Source organism: Acinetobacter sichuanensis, from assembly GCF_003024515.2.
GTDB classification, from domain to species: Bacteria; Pseudomonadota; Gammaproteobacteria; order Pseudomonadales; family Moraxellaceae; genus Acinetobacter; species Acinetobacter sichuanensis.
In genome coordinates, this window is sequence record NZ_PYIX02000030.1 from 18,930 (window position 1) to 34,668 (window position 15,739).

Annotated in this window: 15 protein-coding genes and 1 other RNA gene; 13 read left to right on the forward strand and 3 right to left on the reverse strand. The window is 37.5% G+C overall.

Going from position 1 to position 15,739, the window contains the following annotated elements:
* Positions 1 to 103: 103 nt before the first annotated feature.
* The 12 genes from rimO to lpxA all read left to right on the forward strand — a co-directional run bounded on the left by rimO (position 104) and on the right by lpxA (position 12,466).
* Positions 104 to 1,447 (forward strand): 30S ribosomal protein S12 methylthiotransferase RimO, encoded by a 1,344-nt coding sequence (rimO, locus tag C9E89_RS15570; RefSeq protein ID WP_107009256.1) that lies wholly within the window; start codon positions 104 to 106, stop codon positions 1,445 to 1,447.
* Between the two features lie 49 nt (positions 1,448 to 1,496).
* Positions 1,497 to 2,225 (forward strand): UMP kinase, encoded by a 729-nt coding sequence (pyrH, locus tag C9E89_RS15575; RefSeq protein ID WP_004696558.1) that lies wholly within the window; start codon positions 1,497 to 1,499, stop codon positions 2,223 to 2,225.
* A 74-nt stretch (positions 2,226 to 2,299) separates the two neighbouring features.
* Positions 2,300 to 2,854 carry a ribosome recycling factor gene (gene frr, locus C9E89_RS15580; protein ID WP_107009257.1) on the forward strand — a complete coding sequence of 185 codons (555 nt, stop codon included), beginning with the start codon at positions 2,300 to 2,302 and terminating at the stop codon, positions 2,852 to 2,854.
* A gap of 8 nt (positions 2,855 to 2,862) precedes the next feature.
* A complete protein-coding gene (gene uppS, locus C9E89_RS15585) occupies positions 2,863 to 3,615 on the forward strand; it encodes a polyprenyl diphosphate synthase (protein ID WP_107009258.1) in 753 nt (250 codons plus the stop codon).
* On the forward strand, positions 3,615 to 4,439 hold the full coding sequence (locus C9E89_RS15590; RefSeq protein WP_107009259.1) for a phosphatidate cytidylyltransferase: 825 nt from the start codon (positions 3,615 to 3,617) through the stop codon (positions 4,437 to 4,439). Before uppS ends, C9E89_RS15590 begins: the two co-directional genes overlap by 1 nt.
* Positions 4,440 to 5,636, forward strand: coding sequence for a 1-deoxy-D-xylulose-5-phosphate reductoisomerase (gene ispC, locus C9E89_RS15595; protein WP_107009260.1), 1,197 nt, complete (start codon positions 4,440 to 4,442; stop codon positions 5,634 to 5,636).
* 3 nt (positions 5,637 to 5,639) lie between these two features.
* Positions 5,640 to 6,995 carry an RIP metalloprotease RseP gene (rseP, locus tag C9E89_RS15600; protein WP_107009261.1) on the forward strand — a complete coding sequence of 452 codons (1,356 nt, stop codon included), beginning with the start codon at positions 5,640 to 5,642 and terminating at the stop codon, positions 6,993 to 6,995.
* A gap of 40 nt (positions 6,996 to 7,035) precedes the next feature.
* The gene (gene bamA, locus C9E89_RS15605; protein WP_107009292.1) at positions 7,036 to 9,588 is read left to right on the forward strand and encodes an outer membrane protein assembly factor BamA; all 2,553 of its coding nucleotides are present in this window, start codon (positions 7,036 to 7,038) and stop codon (positions 9,586 to 9,588) included.
* A 51-nt stretch (positions 9,589 to 9,639) separates the two neighbouring features.
* Positions 9,640 to 10,119 (forward strand): OmpH family outer membrane protein, encoded by a 480-nt coding sequence (locus tag C9E89_RS15610; RefSeq protein WP_107009262.1) that lies wholly within the window; start codon positions 9,640 to 9,642, stop codon positions 10,117 to 10,119.
* A 3-nt stretch (positions 10,120 to 10,122) separates the two neighbouring features.
* A complete protein-coding gene (gene lpxD, locus C9E89_RS15615) occupies positions 10,123 to 11,193 on the forward strand; it encodes a UDP-3-O-(3-hydroxymyristoyl)glucosamine N-acyltransferase (RefSeq protein WP_107009263.1) in 1,071 nt (356 codons plus the stop codon).
* Positions 11,194 to 11,195: 2 nt separating this feature from the next.
* Positions 11,196 to 11,681, forward strand: a complete 486-nt coding sequence (fabZ, locus tag C9E89_RS15620) for a 3-hydroxyacyl-ACP dehydratase FabZ (RefSeq protein ID WP_107009264.1) — start codon at positions 11,196 to 11,198, stop codon at positions 11,679 to 11,681.
* Positions 11,678 to 12,466, forward strand: a complete 789-nt coding sequence (lpxA, locus tag C9E89_RS15625) for an acyl-ACP--UDP-N-acetylglucosamine O-acyltransferase (protein ID WP_107009265.1) — start codon at positions 11,678 to 11,680, stop codon at positions 12,464 to 12,466. Before fabZ ends, lpxA begins: the two co-directional genes overlap by 4 nt.
* A gap of 78 nt (positions 12,467 to 12,544) precedes the next feature.
* On the opposite strand, the gene C9E89_RS15630 is transcribed toward lpxA, so the two are convergent.
* Positions 12,545 to 13,390: a YbgF trimerization domain-containing protein gene (locus C9E89_RS15630; protein WP_228199053.1), complete on the reverse strand. Its 846-nt coding sequence runs from the start codon at positions 13,388 to 13,390 to the stop codon at positions 12,545 to 12,547.
* Positions 13,391 to 13,704: 314 nt separating this feature from the next.
* On the opposite strand from C9E89_RS15630, the gene ffs reads away from it, so the two are divergent.
* Positions 13,705 to 13,801: signal recognition particle sRNA small type (gene ffs, locus C9E89_RS15635), an RNA gene on the forward strand.
* Positions 13,802 to 13,871: 70 nt separating this feature from the next.
* Here the strand turns inward: ffs and C9E89_RS15640 are convergent.
* Positions 13,872 to 14,462 (reverse strand): regulatory protein RecX, encoded by a 591-nt coding sequence (locus C9E89_RS15640; protein WP_107009267.1) that lies wholly within the window; start codon positions 14,460 to 14,462, stop codon positions 13,872 to 13,874.
* 108 nt (positions 14,463 to 14,570) lie between these two features.
* Entirely contained in the window at positions 14,571 to 15,617 is a 1,047-nt protein-coding gene (gene recA, locus C9E89_RS15645; protein WP_107009268.1) for a recombinase RecA, read from the reverse strand.
* Positions 15,618 to 15,739: the final 122 nt, after the last annotated feature.

Here is a 15,739-nt window from a genome sequence, read left to right on the forward strand (position 1 = left end):
AGTTTGGTTATATTTTGGTGCAAGTTGTAAAGAGTGTGGTTTTCACCTGTTTTTATGCTCGGAAAAGACATACAATACGCGGATTCTAGTGGAGCGCAGATTCATGAAGTCCCCCAAAGTCGGTTTTGTTTCTTTAGGTTGTCCTAAGGCATTGGTAGATTCCGAACGAATTCTAACTCAGTTAAAGACTGAAGGTTATGATGTTGCATCAGATTATGATGGTGCAGATTTAGTTGTTGTAAATACCTGTGGTTTTATTGAATCTGCAGTACAAGAGTCTTTAGACGCGATTGGCGAAGCCATGAGCGCAAATGGTCGTGTCATTGTGACAGGCTGTTTGGGTAAAGATGAAGACAAAATTCGTGCGATGCATCCAAATGTCTTGAAAGTGACAGGTGCAGCGGCATATCAGGAAGTGATGGAAGCGGTACATCAGTACGTTCCTGAGCCACCAAAACATAATCCATTTATTGACCTTGTTCCAGAACAAGGGATTCGTTTAACACCGAAACATTATGCTTATTTGAAAATATCAGAAGGTTGTAACCACCGTTGCACATTCTGCATTATTCCAAGCATGCGTGGTGATTTAGTTTCACGTCCAGTGGGTTCAGTTTTAACTGAAGCACAGGCGTTGAAAAAAGCAGGTGTGAAAGAAGTTTTAGTCATTTCCCAAGATACTTCAGCTTATGGTTTAGACACCAAATACAAGTTGGATTTCTGGAATGGTCAGCCAGTAAAAACTAAATTTTATGACATGTGCGAAGCATTAGGTCAATTGGGTATTTGGGTGCGTTTGCACTATGTATATCCATACCCACATGTGGATGCTGTTATTGATTTGATGGCTCAAGGAAAAATCCTGCCGTATTTGGATATTCCATTTCAGCATGCAAGTCCACGTATCTTAAAGTTAATGAAGCGTCCAGCGCACAGTGAAAATACACTAGAGCGTTTAAAATTATGGCGTGAAAAATGCCCTGATTTGGTGATTCGTTCAACTTTTGTGGTAGGTTTTCCAGGTGAAACTGAAGAAGACTTTGTGATGTTGCTTGACTGGTTGAAAGAAGCACAACTTGATCGTGTAGGTTGCTTCACTTACTCACCAGTTGAGGGTGCAACAGCAAATGACTTACCAGATCATGTACCAGAAGAGATTAAACAAGAGCGTTATGAACGCTTTATGGAAGTACAGCAAGCAATTTCTGCAGCAAAACTGCAAAAACGTATTGGTCAAACCATGACAGTGCTTGTTGATGATTTGGAAGAAGAGTTTCCTGTTGCAGTAGCACGCTCTTATGCTGATGCGCCTGAAATTGATGGTAATGTTTTTGTTGAAGATATTGATAAGTCTCTAATTAAAGCAGGTGACTTACTTGAAGTCGAAATTACGGATGCAGATGAATATGATTTATTTGCAAAACTAATTCGCATTCAAACTGCTTAAAAATTTGAAACTTAAAAAGAATTGAAAGTATAGAGGTTGGAGTTTTACGATGTTAGATTCAAAAAAACCACGTTTTGAACGTATTTTGTTGAAATTATCAGGCGAAGCACTTGCTGGCAACAAAGACATGGGGATTGATGCTCAAGTCTTAGATCAAATGTCTTTAGCAATTGCACATTTAGTTGGTCTAGGTGTGCAAGTTGGTATCGTTGTAGGTGGTGGTAACTTATATCGTGGTAGCCAATTGCAAAAAGATGGTTTAGTTGGACGTGTAACTGGCGACCAAATGGGGATGTTAGCGACTGTAATGAACGGTTTGGCATTACGTGATGCATTAGTACGTCGTAATATTAAAACACGTTTAATGTCTGCTTTACCAATTGGTGCAGTAGTTGAGTCTTATTCAAGTCGTGATGCGATTCGTCATCTTACTCAAGGTGAAGTTTGTGTATTTGTTGCGGGTACAGGTAATCCATTCTTTACTACAGATACGGCAGCATGTTTACGTGGTATTGAAATCGAAGCAAACTTAATTTTAAAAGCAACGAAAGTAGATGGCGTTTATAACAAAGATCCAAGTAAATATGACGATGCAGTTAAATACGATACTTTAACATTTGATCAAGTTTTAGATGAAAAGTTAGGTGTAATGGATTTAACAGCGATTTGTTTATGTCGTGATCATAATGTGCCACTTCAAGTTTTTGATATGAATAAAGCAGGCTCATTGCTTTCAGTTGTTATGGGTGAAAAAGAAGGAACTCACGTTACAAACTAATGTACGTGAGTGAATAAGCTCTTTATACTACTGCAATTTTACGTTATAGATATTTGATAAATAAGGAAGATCATATGATTAACGATCTTAAGAAAGATGCTGAAGACCGTATGAACAAGTCACTTGACTCGTTAGAACACGGTTTTGCAAAAGTTCGTACGGGGCGTGCGCATCCATCAATCCTCAATGGTGTTATGGTTCCTTATTATGGTTCTGATGTTCCATTAAACCAAGTTGCAAACATTGGTGTGGAAGATTCACGTACTTTATTGGTACAACCATTTGAACGTACAATGGTCAATGCAATTGATAAAGCGATTCGTGAGTCAGACTTAGGTTTGAACCCTGTAACTGCTGATGCAATTCGTGTTCCAATGGCAGCATTGACAGAAGAAACACGTAAAGACATGTTGAAAGTTGCACGTAATGAAGCTGAAAACGCTAAAGTTGCGATTCGTAACATTCGCCGTGACGTCTTAGGTGATATTAAATCATTATTAAAAGATAAAGAAATTTCTGAAGATGATGAGCGTCGTGCAGGTGATGATATTCAAAAAATTACTGATAAATATGTTGCTGAAGTTGATAAACGCTTAGCTGCAAAAGAAGCAGATTTGATGAAGGTCTAAGACGTATAATGACCACATCTGAAGACAACCATCTTCCAAAACATGTTGCTATCATCATGGATGGCAACAATCGTTTTGCAAAAAAGAAACAATTGCAAAAAGGCGATGGGCATCGTGAAGGCAAAAGTGTCCTAGATCCGATTGTTGAGCATTGTCGCAAAGTGGGTGTGCAAGCACTGACTGTCTTTGCTTTTTCAAGTGAAAACTGGAATCGTCCACAATATGAAGTGGATTTATTAATGAAATTGTTAGAAGAGACAATTCATGAGCAGATTCCACGCATGGAAAAGTTTGAAATTGCTTTAAGATTTATTGGTGACCGTAGTCGGCTTTCTCCAGAATTATGTGAATTAATGTTGCATGCTGAACAAAGGACTGCTAAGTTCGCTCACATGACTTTAACAATTGCAGTGAGTTATGGTGGAATGTGGGATATCGCACATACAGCCCAACAAATTGCACAATTGGTAAAAGATGAAAAAATTGATGTGAATCAAATTAATGCTGATTTATTTGGTCAAATGATCAGTTTGGGAGATTTAGCTCCTGTTGATTTGTTGATCAGAACAGGTGGTGATTTCCGCTTATCCAATTTTTTACTTTGGCAGGCTGCTTATGCTGAGTTGTATTTTACTCAAACTTTATGGCCTGAATTTACCGTCCAAGAATTAGAAGATGCGTTTAATGTTTTTTCAGGTCGTGAACGACGTTTTGGAAAAACCTCTGAACAAATTGAACAAGAGCATATAGAGAATTTATAATGTTAGAGCGGATAATTACCGCATTGGTTTTGGTTGCAGTTGTACTCATTTGTATGTTTGCCACAACTTCTCAATACCCAATGTTAGTGTTAATGATTATCGCAGCAGGAGCAGCAGGTTATGAGTGGTTTAAACTTATGCCTCATCAATCTGAGACTGTGCGTAAATTAAAGGCAGCTGCTTTTGGGGTATTTACCGCTTTAATTTCTGGTTTGGCTTTATACTTTAATGATTTAGCACTCATTTTATGGAGTGCATCAGTTTTAACATGGTTATGCAGTTTATTTTGGGTTAAATCTTATCCTGAATATGATGGTTGGTATAACACCACGCTCAATATTGTTGGTTTGGTCTTGATCAGTGCTGCGGTTACAGCCATTTTTAGTGTGTGGAATAGCTCGCCTTGGTGGCTCATGTATTTGTTCCTCTTGGTTTGGGGGGCAGACAGTGGTGCCTATTTCGTAGGGCGTAAGTTTGGTAAACATAAACTTGCTCCTGATGTGAGTCCAAACAAGTCTATTGAAGGCTTGGTAGGTGGTATCGTTACCGTCGCTATCATTATCATTTTTGTGCAATATCGATACTTAGAACTCACGCTTCCTCAACATATTCTTTTCCTTATTCTCTCTATTATTACTGTATTTAGTTCAGTGCTTGGCGATTTATTTGAGTCTATGATTAAACGTCGTGCTGGAATTAAAGATTCGGGACGTATTTTGCCTGGACATGGTGGTGTACTAGATCGAATAGACTCCTTGCTTGCCGCGGCGCCGATTTTTGCAGCAGGGTTGTATGTATTAAAACTTATTGGTGTAAATTTGTAGATGTCACAATCTGTTAGTATCTTGGGTGTTACGGGGTCTATTGGTCGTAGCACTTTAAAAGTTATAGAACAACATCCTGAAAATTATTCAGTTTTTGCAGTATCAGCACATAGCCGTATTCAAGAATTGAGTGAAATTTGTAAACTATATCAACCAAAAATTGTTGTTGTACCTTCAGGGCGTGTAGATGAGTTACAGCAGCTTTTAAAGCAGGCTGATTTACCAGAAATTGAAATACTAACGGATGAAGCAGGTTTAATCGCTATTTCAGCACATGCTGAGGTAGATGTTGTTATGGCTGCAATCGTTGGGGCTGCGGGTTTGATGCCAACCTTAGCAGCAGTAAAAGCAGGTAAGCGTGTTTTACTGGCAAATAAAGAAGCTTTGGTGATGTCGGGTGATCTGATGTTACAAGCTGCTCATGAAAATCAAGCTTTATTATTGCCTGTAGACTCAGAACATAATGCAATTTTTCAATGTCTGCCTCAACATTATTTACAAATAGAGCGTAATGGTGAGCCGAAGTTAGGTGTAAAGCAAATTCTCCTTACTGCTTCAGGTGGTCCATTTTTAAATCATAGTTTTGAGCAACTTCAGCATGTTACCCCTGCTCAAGCGGTTAAACATCCCAACTGGTCTATGGGGCAAAAAATTTCGGTAGATTCAGCAACTTTAATGAATAAAGGGCTAGAGCTTATCGAAGCGTGTCATTTATTTTCAATTCAAGAACAATTTGTTACAGTTGTCGTCCATCCACAAAGTATTATTCATTCAATGGTTCAATATGTAGATGGTTCAACTTTGGCTCAAATGGGTAATCCTGATATGTGTACGCCAATCGCTCATGCGCTTGCATGGCCTGAGCGTATTCAAACACATGTTCCTCCTTTAGATCTATTTGTACATTCGCAATTGAATTTTCAAGAGCCTGACTTAGAACGATTTCCTGCGTTAAAATTGGCACGTCAAGCCATGAAAGCGGGTGGATTGGCACCTGCGATTTTAAATGCTGCGAATGAAATTGCGGTTGCAGCATTTTTGTCTGAAAAAATTCAATTTTTACAGATCGCACAAGTTGTTGAGCAGACATTGAATGCTATGGAAAATAGTTCAGCAGAATCAATTGAAAAGATTTTACTGACCGACCAAGTTGCTCGAAATATTGCAACTGAATATATTTCGAAATTGGAAAGCTAATTTATGAATGTCCTTTTTATCATTGTTGCTGCCATTTTTCTTTTAGGTCCGCTTATTGCAATACATGAGTTTGGGCATTATTGGGTTGCACGAAAACTGGGTGTAAAAGTTTTAGTGTACTCAATTGGTTTTGGTCCAACATTGTTTAAATGGACATCAAAAAAGTCAGGTATTCAGTATCAACTTTCGGCATTACCATTAGGTGGTTATGTCAAAATGTTGGATGAGCGTGAAGGTAATGTCAGTGCGGAAGATTTACCCTATGCATTTAATCGTCAGTCGCCTTGGAAACGTATTGCCATTGTCGCTGCTGGTCCTTTGATTAATTTGATTTTTGCAATTTTATTGTTTTGGATTTTATTTTTACCTGCACAAGAGCAGTTAAGTACACGTGTAGGTAAAATTTTACCCAATACACCTGCTGCAATGGCTCAAATGCAACAAGGTGATAAAATTTTAGCAATTGATGGAACTGCAACAACAACATGGGAAAAGCTAAATTATGCTTTGGTTGATCGTGTTGGGGAAACAGGTCATATTGAGGTTCAGGCTGAGCGCCAAGGTCAAATTAAAACTTTTGAGTTGCCAATCCAAGGTTTTTTAAAAGATCAAAGTCAGTCACCTTTTGATGTTTTAGGCTTTACACCTTATCGTCCTCAAATTCCTGCAACGATCTATAAGCTAAGTGAAGATGGCGCTGCAATTCGTCAAGGAATGAAAGAGGGTGATCAGGTTATCGCAATTAATCAAGTCAAAATGAAAGACTGGTTTGATGTGGTTGATGTGGTGCAAAAGTCGCCTGAAAAGTTACTTAAGGTTGATGTATTACGCCAAGGTCAAGTGGTTCATTTAGAAGTGATGCCACAAGGCAAGCGTGATAATATGGGAAATGTCACAGGAATGCTTGGTGTACAAGCTCAATCTGGTCAGGCAAATATTCCTGCTGAATATAAACAAACCATACAATATAATCCTGCTGAAGCTTTTATTGTTGCTGTTGAAAAAACAGGTCAGATTTCTGGCATGATTTTAAATTCGATGGTGAAAATGGTACGTGGTTTAATTGGTTTAGATAATTTATCTGGTCCAATTACAATTGCTAAAGTTGCAGGTCAAAGTGCGGAAATGGGATGGCAGACTTTTATCTCGTTTATGGCGCTGATGAGTGTGAGTTTGGGGATTTTAAATCTCTTACCTATTCCTATGTTAGATGGCGGTCATTTGGTGTATTACTTTATTGAAGTTTTACGCGGAAAACCTGTTTCTGAACAAATACAATTGGTTGGGTTGAAAATTGGTATGGTACTGCTTGGAAGCATGATGCTTTTAGCAATATTTAATGATTTTATGCGTTTGTAAACGCGATAGTGAAAAATTAACTTACTGGAAAATAATAGGCATGCAGCACTCACATTTATTTATGCCCTTGGCACTCGTTAGTGCGATGGCAGCAGTACAGCAAGTACATGCAGCAGATGAATTCATTGCGCGTGACATTCGTGTAGATGGTTTAGTTCGTTTAACTCAAAGTAATGTGCTTGCTTTGTTGCCCATCAATAGTGGGGATCGTATTAATGATCCTGCAATTGCGGACGCAATTCGTGCATTGTATGCCTCAAATTCCTTTGATGATATTCAAGCGACTAAGGAAAATGATGTTTTAGTTTTCAAAGTGGTTGAACGTCCAATTATTTCTAAAATTGAATTAAAAGGCAATAAACTCATTCCAAAAGAAGCTTTAGAAGAAGGCTTAAAAAAGATGGGATTGTCTGAAGGTGAAGTGCTTAAAAAGTCATCTTTGCAAACTTTAGAAACTGAGCTTGAACAGCAGTATTCACAGCAAGGTCGTTATGACTCAGATATTACGGTTGAAACAGTTGCACGTCCAAATAATCGTGTTGATTTAAATATTAATTTCAACGAAGGTAAGCCTGCAAAAGTTTTTGATATTAATATTATCGGTAATACTGTATTTAAAGATGATGATATTAAACGTGCTTTTGCTGTAAAAGAAAGTGGTTGGGCATCTGTTATTACACGTAATGATCGCTATGCTCGTGAAAAAATGTCAGCAAGTTTGGAAGCTTTGCGTGCATTGTACTTAAATAAAGGCTATATCAATTTTGATATTAATAGCTCAAATTTAAATATTAGTGAAGATAAGAAAAACATTTTCATTGAAGTTTCTGTTGATGAAGGTGAGCAGTATAAATTTGGTCAGTCAAAATTTTTAGGTGATGCTTTATATAAGCCAGATGAATTAAAGGCATTACAAATTTATAAAGACGGTACAACATATTCACAAGAAAAAGTAAATGCTGTAAAACAGTTGCTGCTGCGTAAATATGGTAATGCTGGTTATTATTATACTGAAGTGAATGTTGTACCTGAAATTAATAGTGAAACACATACTGTTGACTTGAACTATTATGTTAATCCAGGTCAGCAAGTGACTGTACGTCGTATCAATTTTACAGGTAACACTAAAACAGCAGATGAAGTTTTACGTCGTGAAATGCGTCAAATGGAAGGTGCTTTAGCAAGCAATGAAAAAATTGAATTGTCTAAAGTACGTTTAGAGCGCACAGGCTTTTTCAGTAAAGTTGATGTAAAACCTGTACGTTTGCCTAACCAACCAGACCAAGTTGACTTAAATATTGAAGTGGAAGAGCAGCATTCAGGTACAAGTACTTTAGCTGTGGGTTACTCACAAAATGGTGGTATGACATTCCAAGCAGGTTTAAGCCAAACCAACTTCTTAGGTACAGGTAATCGTGTTTCTATCGATTTATCTCGTTCTGAAACTCAAGACTATTATAACTTAAGTGTGACTGACCCGTATTTTACGATTGATGGTGTCAGTCGTGGTTATAATATGTACTACCGCAAGACAAAGTTAGATAATGACTATAACGTTAATAACTATGTCACAGACAGTTTTGGTGGTGGTATTAACTTTGGCTATCCAATTGATGAAAATCAGAATATTAGTGCTGGTTTAAATATTGATAGTACCAAAGTCACAACAGGTCCATATGTTTCTACCTATGTGCGTGATTATTTATTATCAAATGGTGGTAAGGCAACAGGTAGTTCAAGCTATTGTCCTTTGGATGAAAAGGGTGATTCTCAAATGGAAGACATTACTGAGAAAGATCCTGAAACAGGTAAAGATGTTATTACAGGGATGAAATGTAAGGTTGAGGAAATCACTTATAATAATGCCTTTGAAGGTGATTTCTTAACGTATAGTCTTAACGTTGGTTGGTCTTATAACACATTAAACCGTCCGATTTTCCCAACTAGTGGTATGTCACATCGTATTAACGCAGAAGTTGCTTTACCAGGCAGTGATGTTGAATATCAAAAAATTGTTTATGATGCGCAAGCTTTCTTGCCTTTAGGTAAAGACTTTGTACTGCGTGGCTATGGTAAGTTAGGTTATGGTAATGATTTACCATTCTATAAAAACTTCTATGCAGGTGGTTATGGTTCGGTACGTGGTTATGACAATAGTACTTTAGGTCCTAATTATCCTGGTGTTGCTTATAACGAAACCAAGACCAAGGATTATAACTATGAAGAAGTCGGCGGTAATGCTTTAGTACAATTTGGTACTGAGTTGGCTTTACCTTTACCATTTAAAGGGGATTGGGCACGTCAGGTTCGTCCTGTAATCTTTGCTGAAGGTGCGCAAGTGTTTGACACCCAATGTAATATTAAATCAGATTCAACTTTGTACTTCGGTCCAAATAGTACAGGTGTGAATGCTAAAAAATATTGTGAAGACAATTTTGGTTTTGAACCTGACAATATGCGTTATAGCGTTGGTGTAGGCTTTACTTGGATCACAATGATTGGACCATTATCATTGAGTTATGCATTCCCATTGAATGATAAACCAGGTGATGAAACTAAAGAGCTGCAATTTGAAATTGGTCGAACTTTCTAAGTTCGATCAGTTCTTGATATGATGAAATCAGAAATTTACCAAGGGAACATTATGAAAAAAATAGTCGGTGCTATTGTTGGTTTGGGTTTTGCTGGCTTAGTAAATGCAGCAGGTTACGGTGTTGTTGATATTGAAAAAGTTGTTGAAGGTAGTACATATTTAAAACAACAAAATGCCAGTTTAGAGCAGACAATTAAGCCACAAACAGCAAAACTTGAGCAGATTTCTAAAGATATTCAGTCTTTACAGCAGCAAGCACAAGCAAAAGGTGCGAACCCAGAGCAAATTCAGAAACAATATCAAGCAAAAGTGACTGAATATCAAACGATTCAGCAAAGTGTACAAAGTAAAGCGCAAGCAACAATACAGGCAACGAATACTGTTTTTGAAGCACGTGTGAAGCAAGCTGCTGAACAATTGCGCCAAGAGAACGGTTTAGATATGGTTTTGAATAAAAACTCTGCTTTGGCTTATGACGCAAAGAATGATTTAACTGCTAAAATGATCCAAAAGGTTAATGCTATTAAATAATCAATGACATCTCATCAATTTTATCTCGATGAATTAGCTCAACTTGTTCAAGGTGAGCTAATTGGTCAATCTAAATTCAAAGTCGCTGCTTTAGCAAGTTTAGAGCAAGCTCAGGCTCAAGATATTTCCTTTGTAAATGGCGAGAAATACTTGCAAGAAGCACAAGCTTCGAAAGCTGGAGTATTAATTGTCACTGCTGCATTAAAAGACCAGCTCAGCCATCATCAAAACTTTATTGTTGTCGATCATCCTTATTTAGCCTTTGCAATTTTAACGCATCATTTTGAAGATAAGGTGTTAAAACGCGGTATTGAAGTGACTGCGCAGATAGCTGATTCAGCTATTATTGCTGAAAATGCTTATATTGGTCATTATGTGGTGATTGGTGAAAATTGCGTGGTTGGCGATAATACCGTCATTCAATCACATGTTCATTTAGATCATGATGTTGAAGTTGGGAAAGACTGCTTTATTGATTCTCATGTGATGATTACAGGTAAATCTAAACTTGCAAACCGTGTGCGTATTCACTCGAATACTGTGATTGGTGGCGAAGGTTTTGGTTTTGCACCTTATCAAGGAAAATGGAATCGAATTGTTCAATTGGGTTCTGTTCAAATTGGTAATGATGTTCGTATTGGTTCAAATTGTAGTATAGACCGTGGTGCTTTGGACGATACGATCATCCATGATGGTGTTATTATTGATAACCTTGTGCAAATCGCACATAACGTGCAAATTGGCGAAAATACAGCTATTGCTGCGAAGTGTGGTATTGCGGGAAGTACGGTGATTGGCAAAAACTGTGTATTTGCAGGGGCAGTAGGTGTTGTAGGTCACATAAATATCGCTGATAATGTGACAATTACAGGAATGTCAATGGTCTCAAAGAGTATTTCTGAGGCTGGTTCTTATTCTTCAGGGACTGGGCAATTTGAAACAAATAAGTGGAAAAGAACGGTTGTACGTTTAAGACAATTAGCAGATGTGCCATTGACCAAGTTAGTTAAACAAATAGATCATATGCAGGCTCAAATTGAGTCCATTGAATCAACTTTAAAGTCGCGTAAATAATTATGACTGAGTCTAAACCTCTACCTTTTACGGTTCCTGAATTACCTATGCAAACCCAAACGATTCGTGAGTATTTACCACATCGTTATCCGTTTTTGCTTGTAGACCGTGTAACTGAAGTAACGGAAAATGGCATTGTTGGGTACAAAAATGTATCGATCAATGAGGAATTTATGCAAGGTCACTTCCCTGGTTATCCAATTATGCCAGGTGTTCTGATCGTGGAAGCGATGGCACAAGTGTCTGGTGTTCTTGGTTTTATTATGAATAATGAGAAGCCAAAACCTGGTTCATTATTTTTGTTTGCTGGAGCAGAGAAAGTACGTTTCAAAAAACAAGTCGTTCCAGGCGACCAACTCGTGTTAAAATCTGAATTACTTATGCAAAAACGTGGCATTTACAAATATTTATGTACTGCTAGTGTAGACGGCATGGTAGCAGCAACCGCTGAAATTATCATCTCTCATCAAAAATTAGAGCAGGCATGAGCAACACAGATCTAATCCATTCTACCGCTATTATTGATTCTTCTGCACAGATTGCATCTGATGTGGAAATAGGACCATATTGTATTATTGGACCCAATGTAACCATTGATGCAGGAACTAAACTGCATTCTCATGTGGTGGTAGGAGGGTTCACTCGTATTGGTAAAGACAATGAAATCTTTCAATTTGCGAGTGTTGGTGAAGCTTGCCAAGATCTTAAGTATCAAGGTGAAGAAACTTGGTTAGAGATCGGTGACTCAAATAAAATTCGAGAACACTGTAGTTTGCATCGAGGAACTGTTCAAGATCATGGGCTTACTAAAATAGGTAGCCATAATCTCTTGATGGTTAATACCCATGTTGCACATGACTGCCAAATTGGTGATCACAATATTTTTGCGAATAATGTCGGTATCGCAGGACATGTTCATATTGGTAATTATGTGATTGTTGGTGGTAACTCAGGTATTCATCAATTTTGTAAAATTGACTCGTATAGCATGATTGGCGGTGCTTCACTCATTTTAAAAGATGTGCCTGCTTATGTGATGGTTTCAGGCAATCCAGCACATGCCTTTGGAATGAATGTCGAAGGTATGCGTCGTAAAGGTTGGTCGAAAAATGTGATTCAGGGTTTACGTGAATCATTTAAATTGATTTATAAAGAAAATTTAACGACTGAACAAGCGATTGCTAAAATTACAGAAGAAATTCTTCCTGAAGTACCCGAAGCTCAGCTTTTATTAGATTCTTTAATTCAATCAAAACGTGGTATTGTGCGTTGAGTTATTGATAATTTGAAATGCTATAAAAAAAGACATCTTAGGATGTCTTTTTTATTTTTAGAGATTTATGCCCATTTTTTAACTATTTTTTAAAAAATTAGCTTCTTCTGAATCAGGGAAAGCAGAGAGTAATTTGTTTTTATAGACATTTGCTGTTTGTGGGTTTTTATTTACTTCTGTTGCAATACTATAAAGACGATAGAGGGCACGTGGGGCTTTTGATGAGTTCCCATATTTTGCTGCTACAACTTCATAATTTTTTTTAGCTTCTTCATAGTTAGGTGGGTCAATCGCAAGATTGAATTCGGCTAACCAAAAATAAGCATTTCCTGTGTAAATACTGTTTGGGTTGTTTTTAATAAAACTTTGCATCGGTTCAATTGCTTTTTTTGCTCCCCCTTGCTTATAAGCTTCTAATGCAATGGAGTAAGCTGCTTTTTCTAAATCCTGAGCACTGCTAGTATTTGTTCCATTTTGTACGGGAGGCTCTGTCGGGGTTTGAGTCTTGGGCGTGGTTGCTATAGGTGCGGCTTCATTGGATTGGTTTTCTGTAGGCTTTTGCTCTTCTGGAGTAGTCTCATCAGAAGGGGTTTCATCCGTTGACTCTGTATCCGCTTCTAGTTTCTGTGCCATTAACTCAAGACGTTGGTCTAAATCTGTATAACGATTGGAAAGTTCTTTATTGAGTTGTTCAATGGCATTGTCTTGTTCTTCAAGTTTGCCACGTAATTCTCGAATTTGATTTTCTAATTGTTGGTTCTTTTGCATCAAATCCCAATTCATATTGCCTGTAATTGGGGCTGCTGGACCAATTACATCACTTGCATTTTGACCACTTAACCCTCTGGATTCGATTGGGACGGCATATAAAGTCGCAGAAGTTAAAAGTGCGATAGAAAAGAGAGCCTGCTTTTTTAGCATAATTTAGAATCCATAAAAGTCACTTTATTGACTTTATTTCTAGTGTAGAAATAGTCATATCATTAGAGAATGGGTTTTATTTAAAACGGCTCAGCGGGGAAAAGCAAGATACTTTTACAATGTTCTAGCATTTCTTTGAAAAAGGGCTTTATTTTGCTGAAATATGAAGAAAATACTGCAAAAACTAAATTTATAATACTGTTTTTATTCATATTGCTGATGAATTAATCAAACAGTCATAAAAAAGAAGAAAAATAGAAATGTTCACTTGCAAGATGTTAAAAAATCTCTATACTCTGTTCTTGCAATGGTAGCCCTGCTGGTGGCTTCGCAATTGTACTCTGAAAACCCCGCCAGGACCGGAAGGTAGCAACGGTATCAGAAATACGATGTGCCGAGGTTTTGCTAGTAGGGCTGCCACCATATTCTAAAATAATTATTACTTTTTTTTATCATTTTTAATTTCAAGTTCATCATTGTATTTTTAATCCTCCGATACCTTTCTGCGAATCGCCTTCATAATTGCATCCATTTCAAAGCCTCGATATTGTAAAAAACGAATTTGTTTTGCTTTGATTTTGGCATCTTGTGCAACTTCAGTTCCATATTTTTTAACTTTGAGCTGATAGGCTTGTTCGTACCAGTCAATTTCAGTTAAGTCCTCTGTCACTAAGTCTTTATCTAATTGTTTATGACGTAAAGCCATTTTAATGCGATTTGGACCTTTGCCTTGTCGTACTTGACTGCGTACCGTCATTTCTGCAACACGTTGATCACTCTGATAATTTTCTTGAGCTAACTCATCGACTAATTCAATCACTTCATCTCTGTTTGCTGCATATAAACATAATTTTTCAATGAGATCAGCTTTGGAATATTCTTTACGTGTGAGTGTTGCAAAAGCATAAGAACGTAGTCGAGTTCCTGTTAAGCCTTCTTGTGTTTTCGTTTGCTTTTCTGCGGAAAAATTTAAATGTGTTTCTGATGGAGGGGAGAGAACAAGATTTTCTTCTTCAGAAAACTGCTGTTTTAATGCGGTGTAATTGAGCATTTTTGGAAATTTAGGTGCAGTCATAATAAAAAATAAAATCCTCAGATTAGGAACATAAATTGTAGTGCAATTACCGCTTAAGAAAAAACGCCCGTTGTGGGCGTTTCATCTTTTTGATTTCATGAATCAGTATTAAGCATCTAAAAACTCAGCTTCTTCGTCTAGCTCTTCTGTTACAGGTGCTGCATTCGAAGTGGTGAGTAGTTTTTCACGGATGAGCTTCTCGATCTCATTTGCCATTTCTGGATTTTCTTCCATATGGCGAATCGCGTTATTTTTACCTTGACCGATTTTATTGCCATTATAAGAATACCAAGCACCTGCTTTATTGATGATATCTTGTGCAACAGCAAGGTCAATCAGCTCACCTAGATGGTTCACACCTTTACCATATAGAATTTGGAACAGTGCTTCACGGAAAGGAGGCGCCATTTTGTTTTTCACCACTTTCACACGCGTTTCTGAACCAATGATTTCATCACCTTCTTTGACTTGACCAATACGGCGAATATCAAGGCGTACAGAAGCGTAGAATTTTAGTGCATTACCACCAGTTGTTGTTTCTGGGCTACCAAACATTACGCCAATTTTCATACGAATTTGGTTAATGAAAATTACCATGCAGTTTGAACGTTTTGCATTACCTGTGATTTTACGTAATGCTTGGCTCATTAAACGCGCTTGTAAGCCCATATGTGAGTCACCCATTTCACCTTCAATTTCGGCTTTAGGTGTTAATGCAGCAACTGAGTCGACTACGATCATATCAATTGCACCTGAGCGTACAAGCATATCTGCAATTTCAAGTGCTTGCTCACCGTTATCAGGCTGAGACACAAGTAAATTGTCAATATCTACGCCAAGTTTACGTGCATATTGTGGATCAAGTGCATGTTCAGCATCAATAAAAGCACAAGTTCCACCTGCTTTTTGGCATTGGGCAATCGCTTGTAAAGTCATGGTTGTTTTACCTGAAGATTCAGGACCATAAATCTCAACGATACGACCTTTTGGCAAGCCGCCAATACCTAATGCAATATCAAGCGTTAATGAGCCTGTAGAAACAGATTCAACGGCTTGTACGGTATTTTCGCCTAAGCGCATAACTGTGTTTTTACCAAATTGTTTTTCAATTTGACTTAATGCAGCATTTAGCGCTTTACTTTTGTTATCATCCATCTTGAAACCTCAAAACTATGTCTATATCACTACTATCTTAAGTGGATGTCTTTAAATTTGATCTTCGTCCACAGAAGCAATAGTGACAGAAAATTATCTATGAATCTATGCAAAATCGCTTA

Coding starts and splice junctions, on each gene's coding strand:
- C9E89_RS15640 (WP_107009267.1), bottom strand. CDS start 14,462: ATGACTGCACCTAAATTTCCAAAAATGCTCAATTACACCGCATTAAAA.
- pyrH (WP_004696558.1), top strand. CDS start 1,497: ATGTTAGATTCAAAAAAACCACGTTTTGAACGTATTTTGTTGAAATTA.
- ispC (WP_107009260.1), top strand. CDS start 4,440: ATGTCACAATCTGTTAGTATCTTGGGTGTTACGGGGTCTATTGGTCGT.
- uppS (WP_107009258.1), top strand. CDS start 2,863: ATGACCACATCTGAAGACAACCATCTTCCAAAACATGTTGCTATCATC.
- recA (WP_107009268.1), bottom strand. CDS start 15,617: ATGGATGATAACAAAAGTAAAGCGCTAAATGCTGCATTAAGTCAAATT.
- fabZ (WP_107009264.1), top strand. CDS start 11,196: ATGACTGAGTCTAAACCTCTACCTTTTACGGTTCCTGAATTACCTATG.
- bamA (WP_107009292.1), top strand. CDS start 7,036: ATGCAGCACTCACATTTATTTATGCCCTTGGCACTCGTTAGTGCGATG.
- C9E89_RS15610 (WP_107009262.1), top strand. CDS start 9,640: ATGAAAAAAATAGTCGGTGCTATTGTTGGTTTGGGTTTTGCTGGCTTA.
- frr (WP_107009257.1), top strand. CDS start 2,300: ATGATTAACGATCTTAAGAAAGATGCTGAAGACCGTATGAACAAGTCA.
- lpxD (WP_107009263.1), top strand. CDS start 10,123: ATGACATCTCATCAATTTTATCTCGATGAATTAGCTCAACTTGTTCAA.
- lpxA (WP_107009265.1), top strand. CDS start 11,678: ATGAGCAACACAGATCTAATCCATTCTACCGCTATTATTGATTCTTCT.
- rseP (WP_107009261.1), top strand. CDS start 5,640: ATGAATGTCCTTTTTATCATTGTTGCTGCCATTTTTCTTTTAGGTCCG.
- C9E89_RS15590 (WP_107009259.1), top strand. CDS start 3,615: ATGTTAGAGCGGATAATTACCGCATTGGTTTTGGTTGCAGTTGTACTC.
- rimO (WP_107009256.1), top strand. CDS start 104: ATGAAGTCCCCCAAAGTCGGTTTTGTTTCTTTAGGTTGTCCTAAGGCA.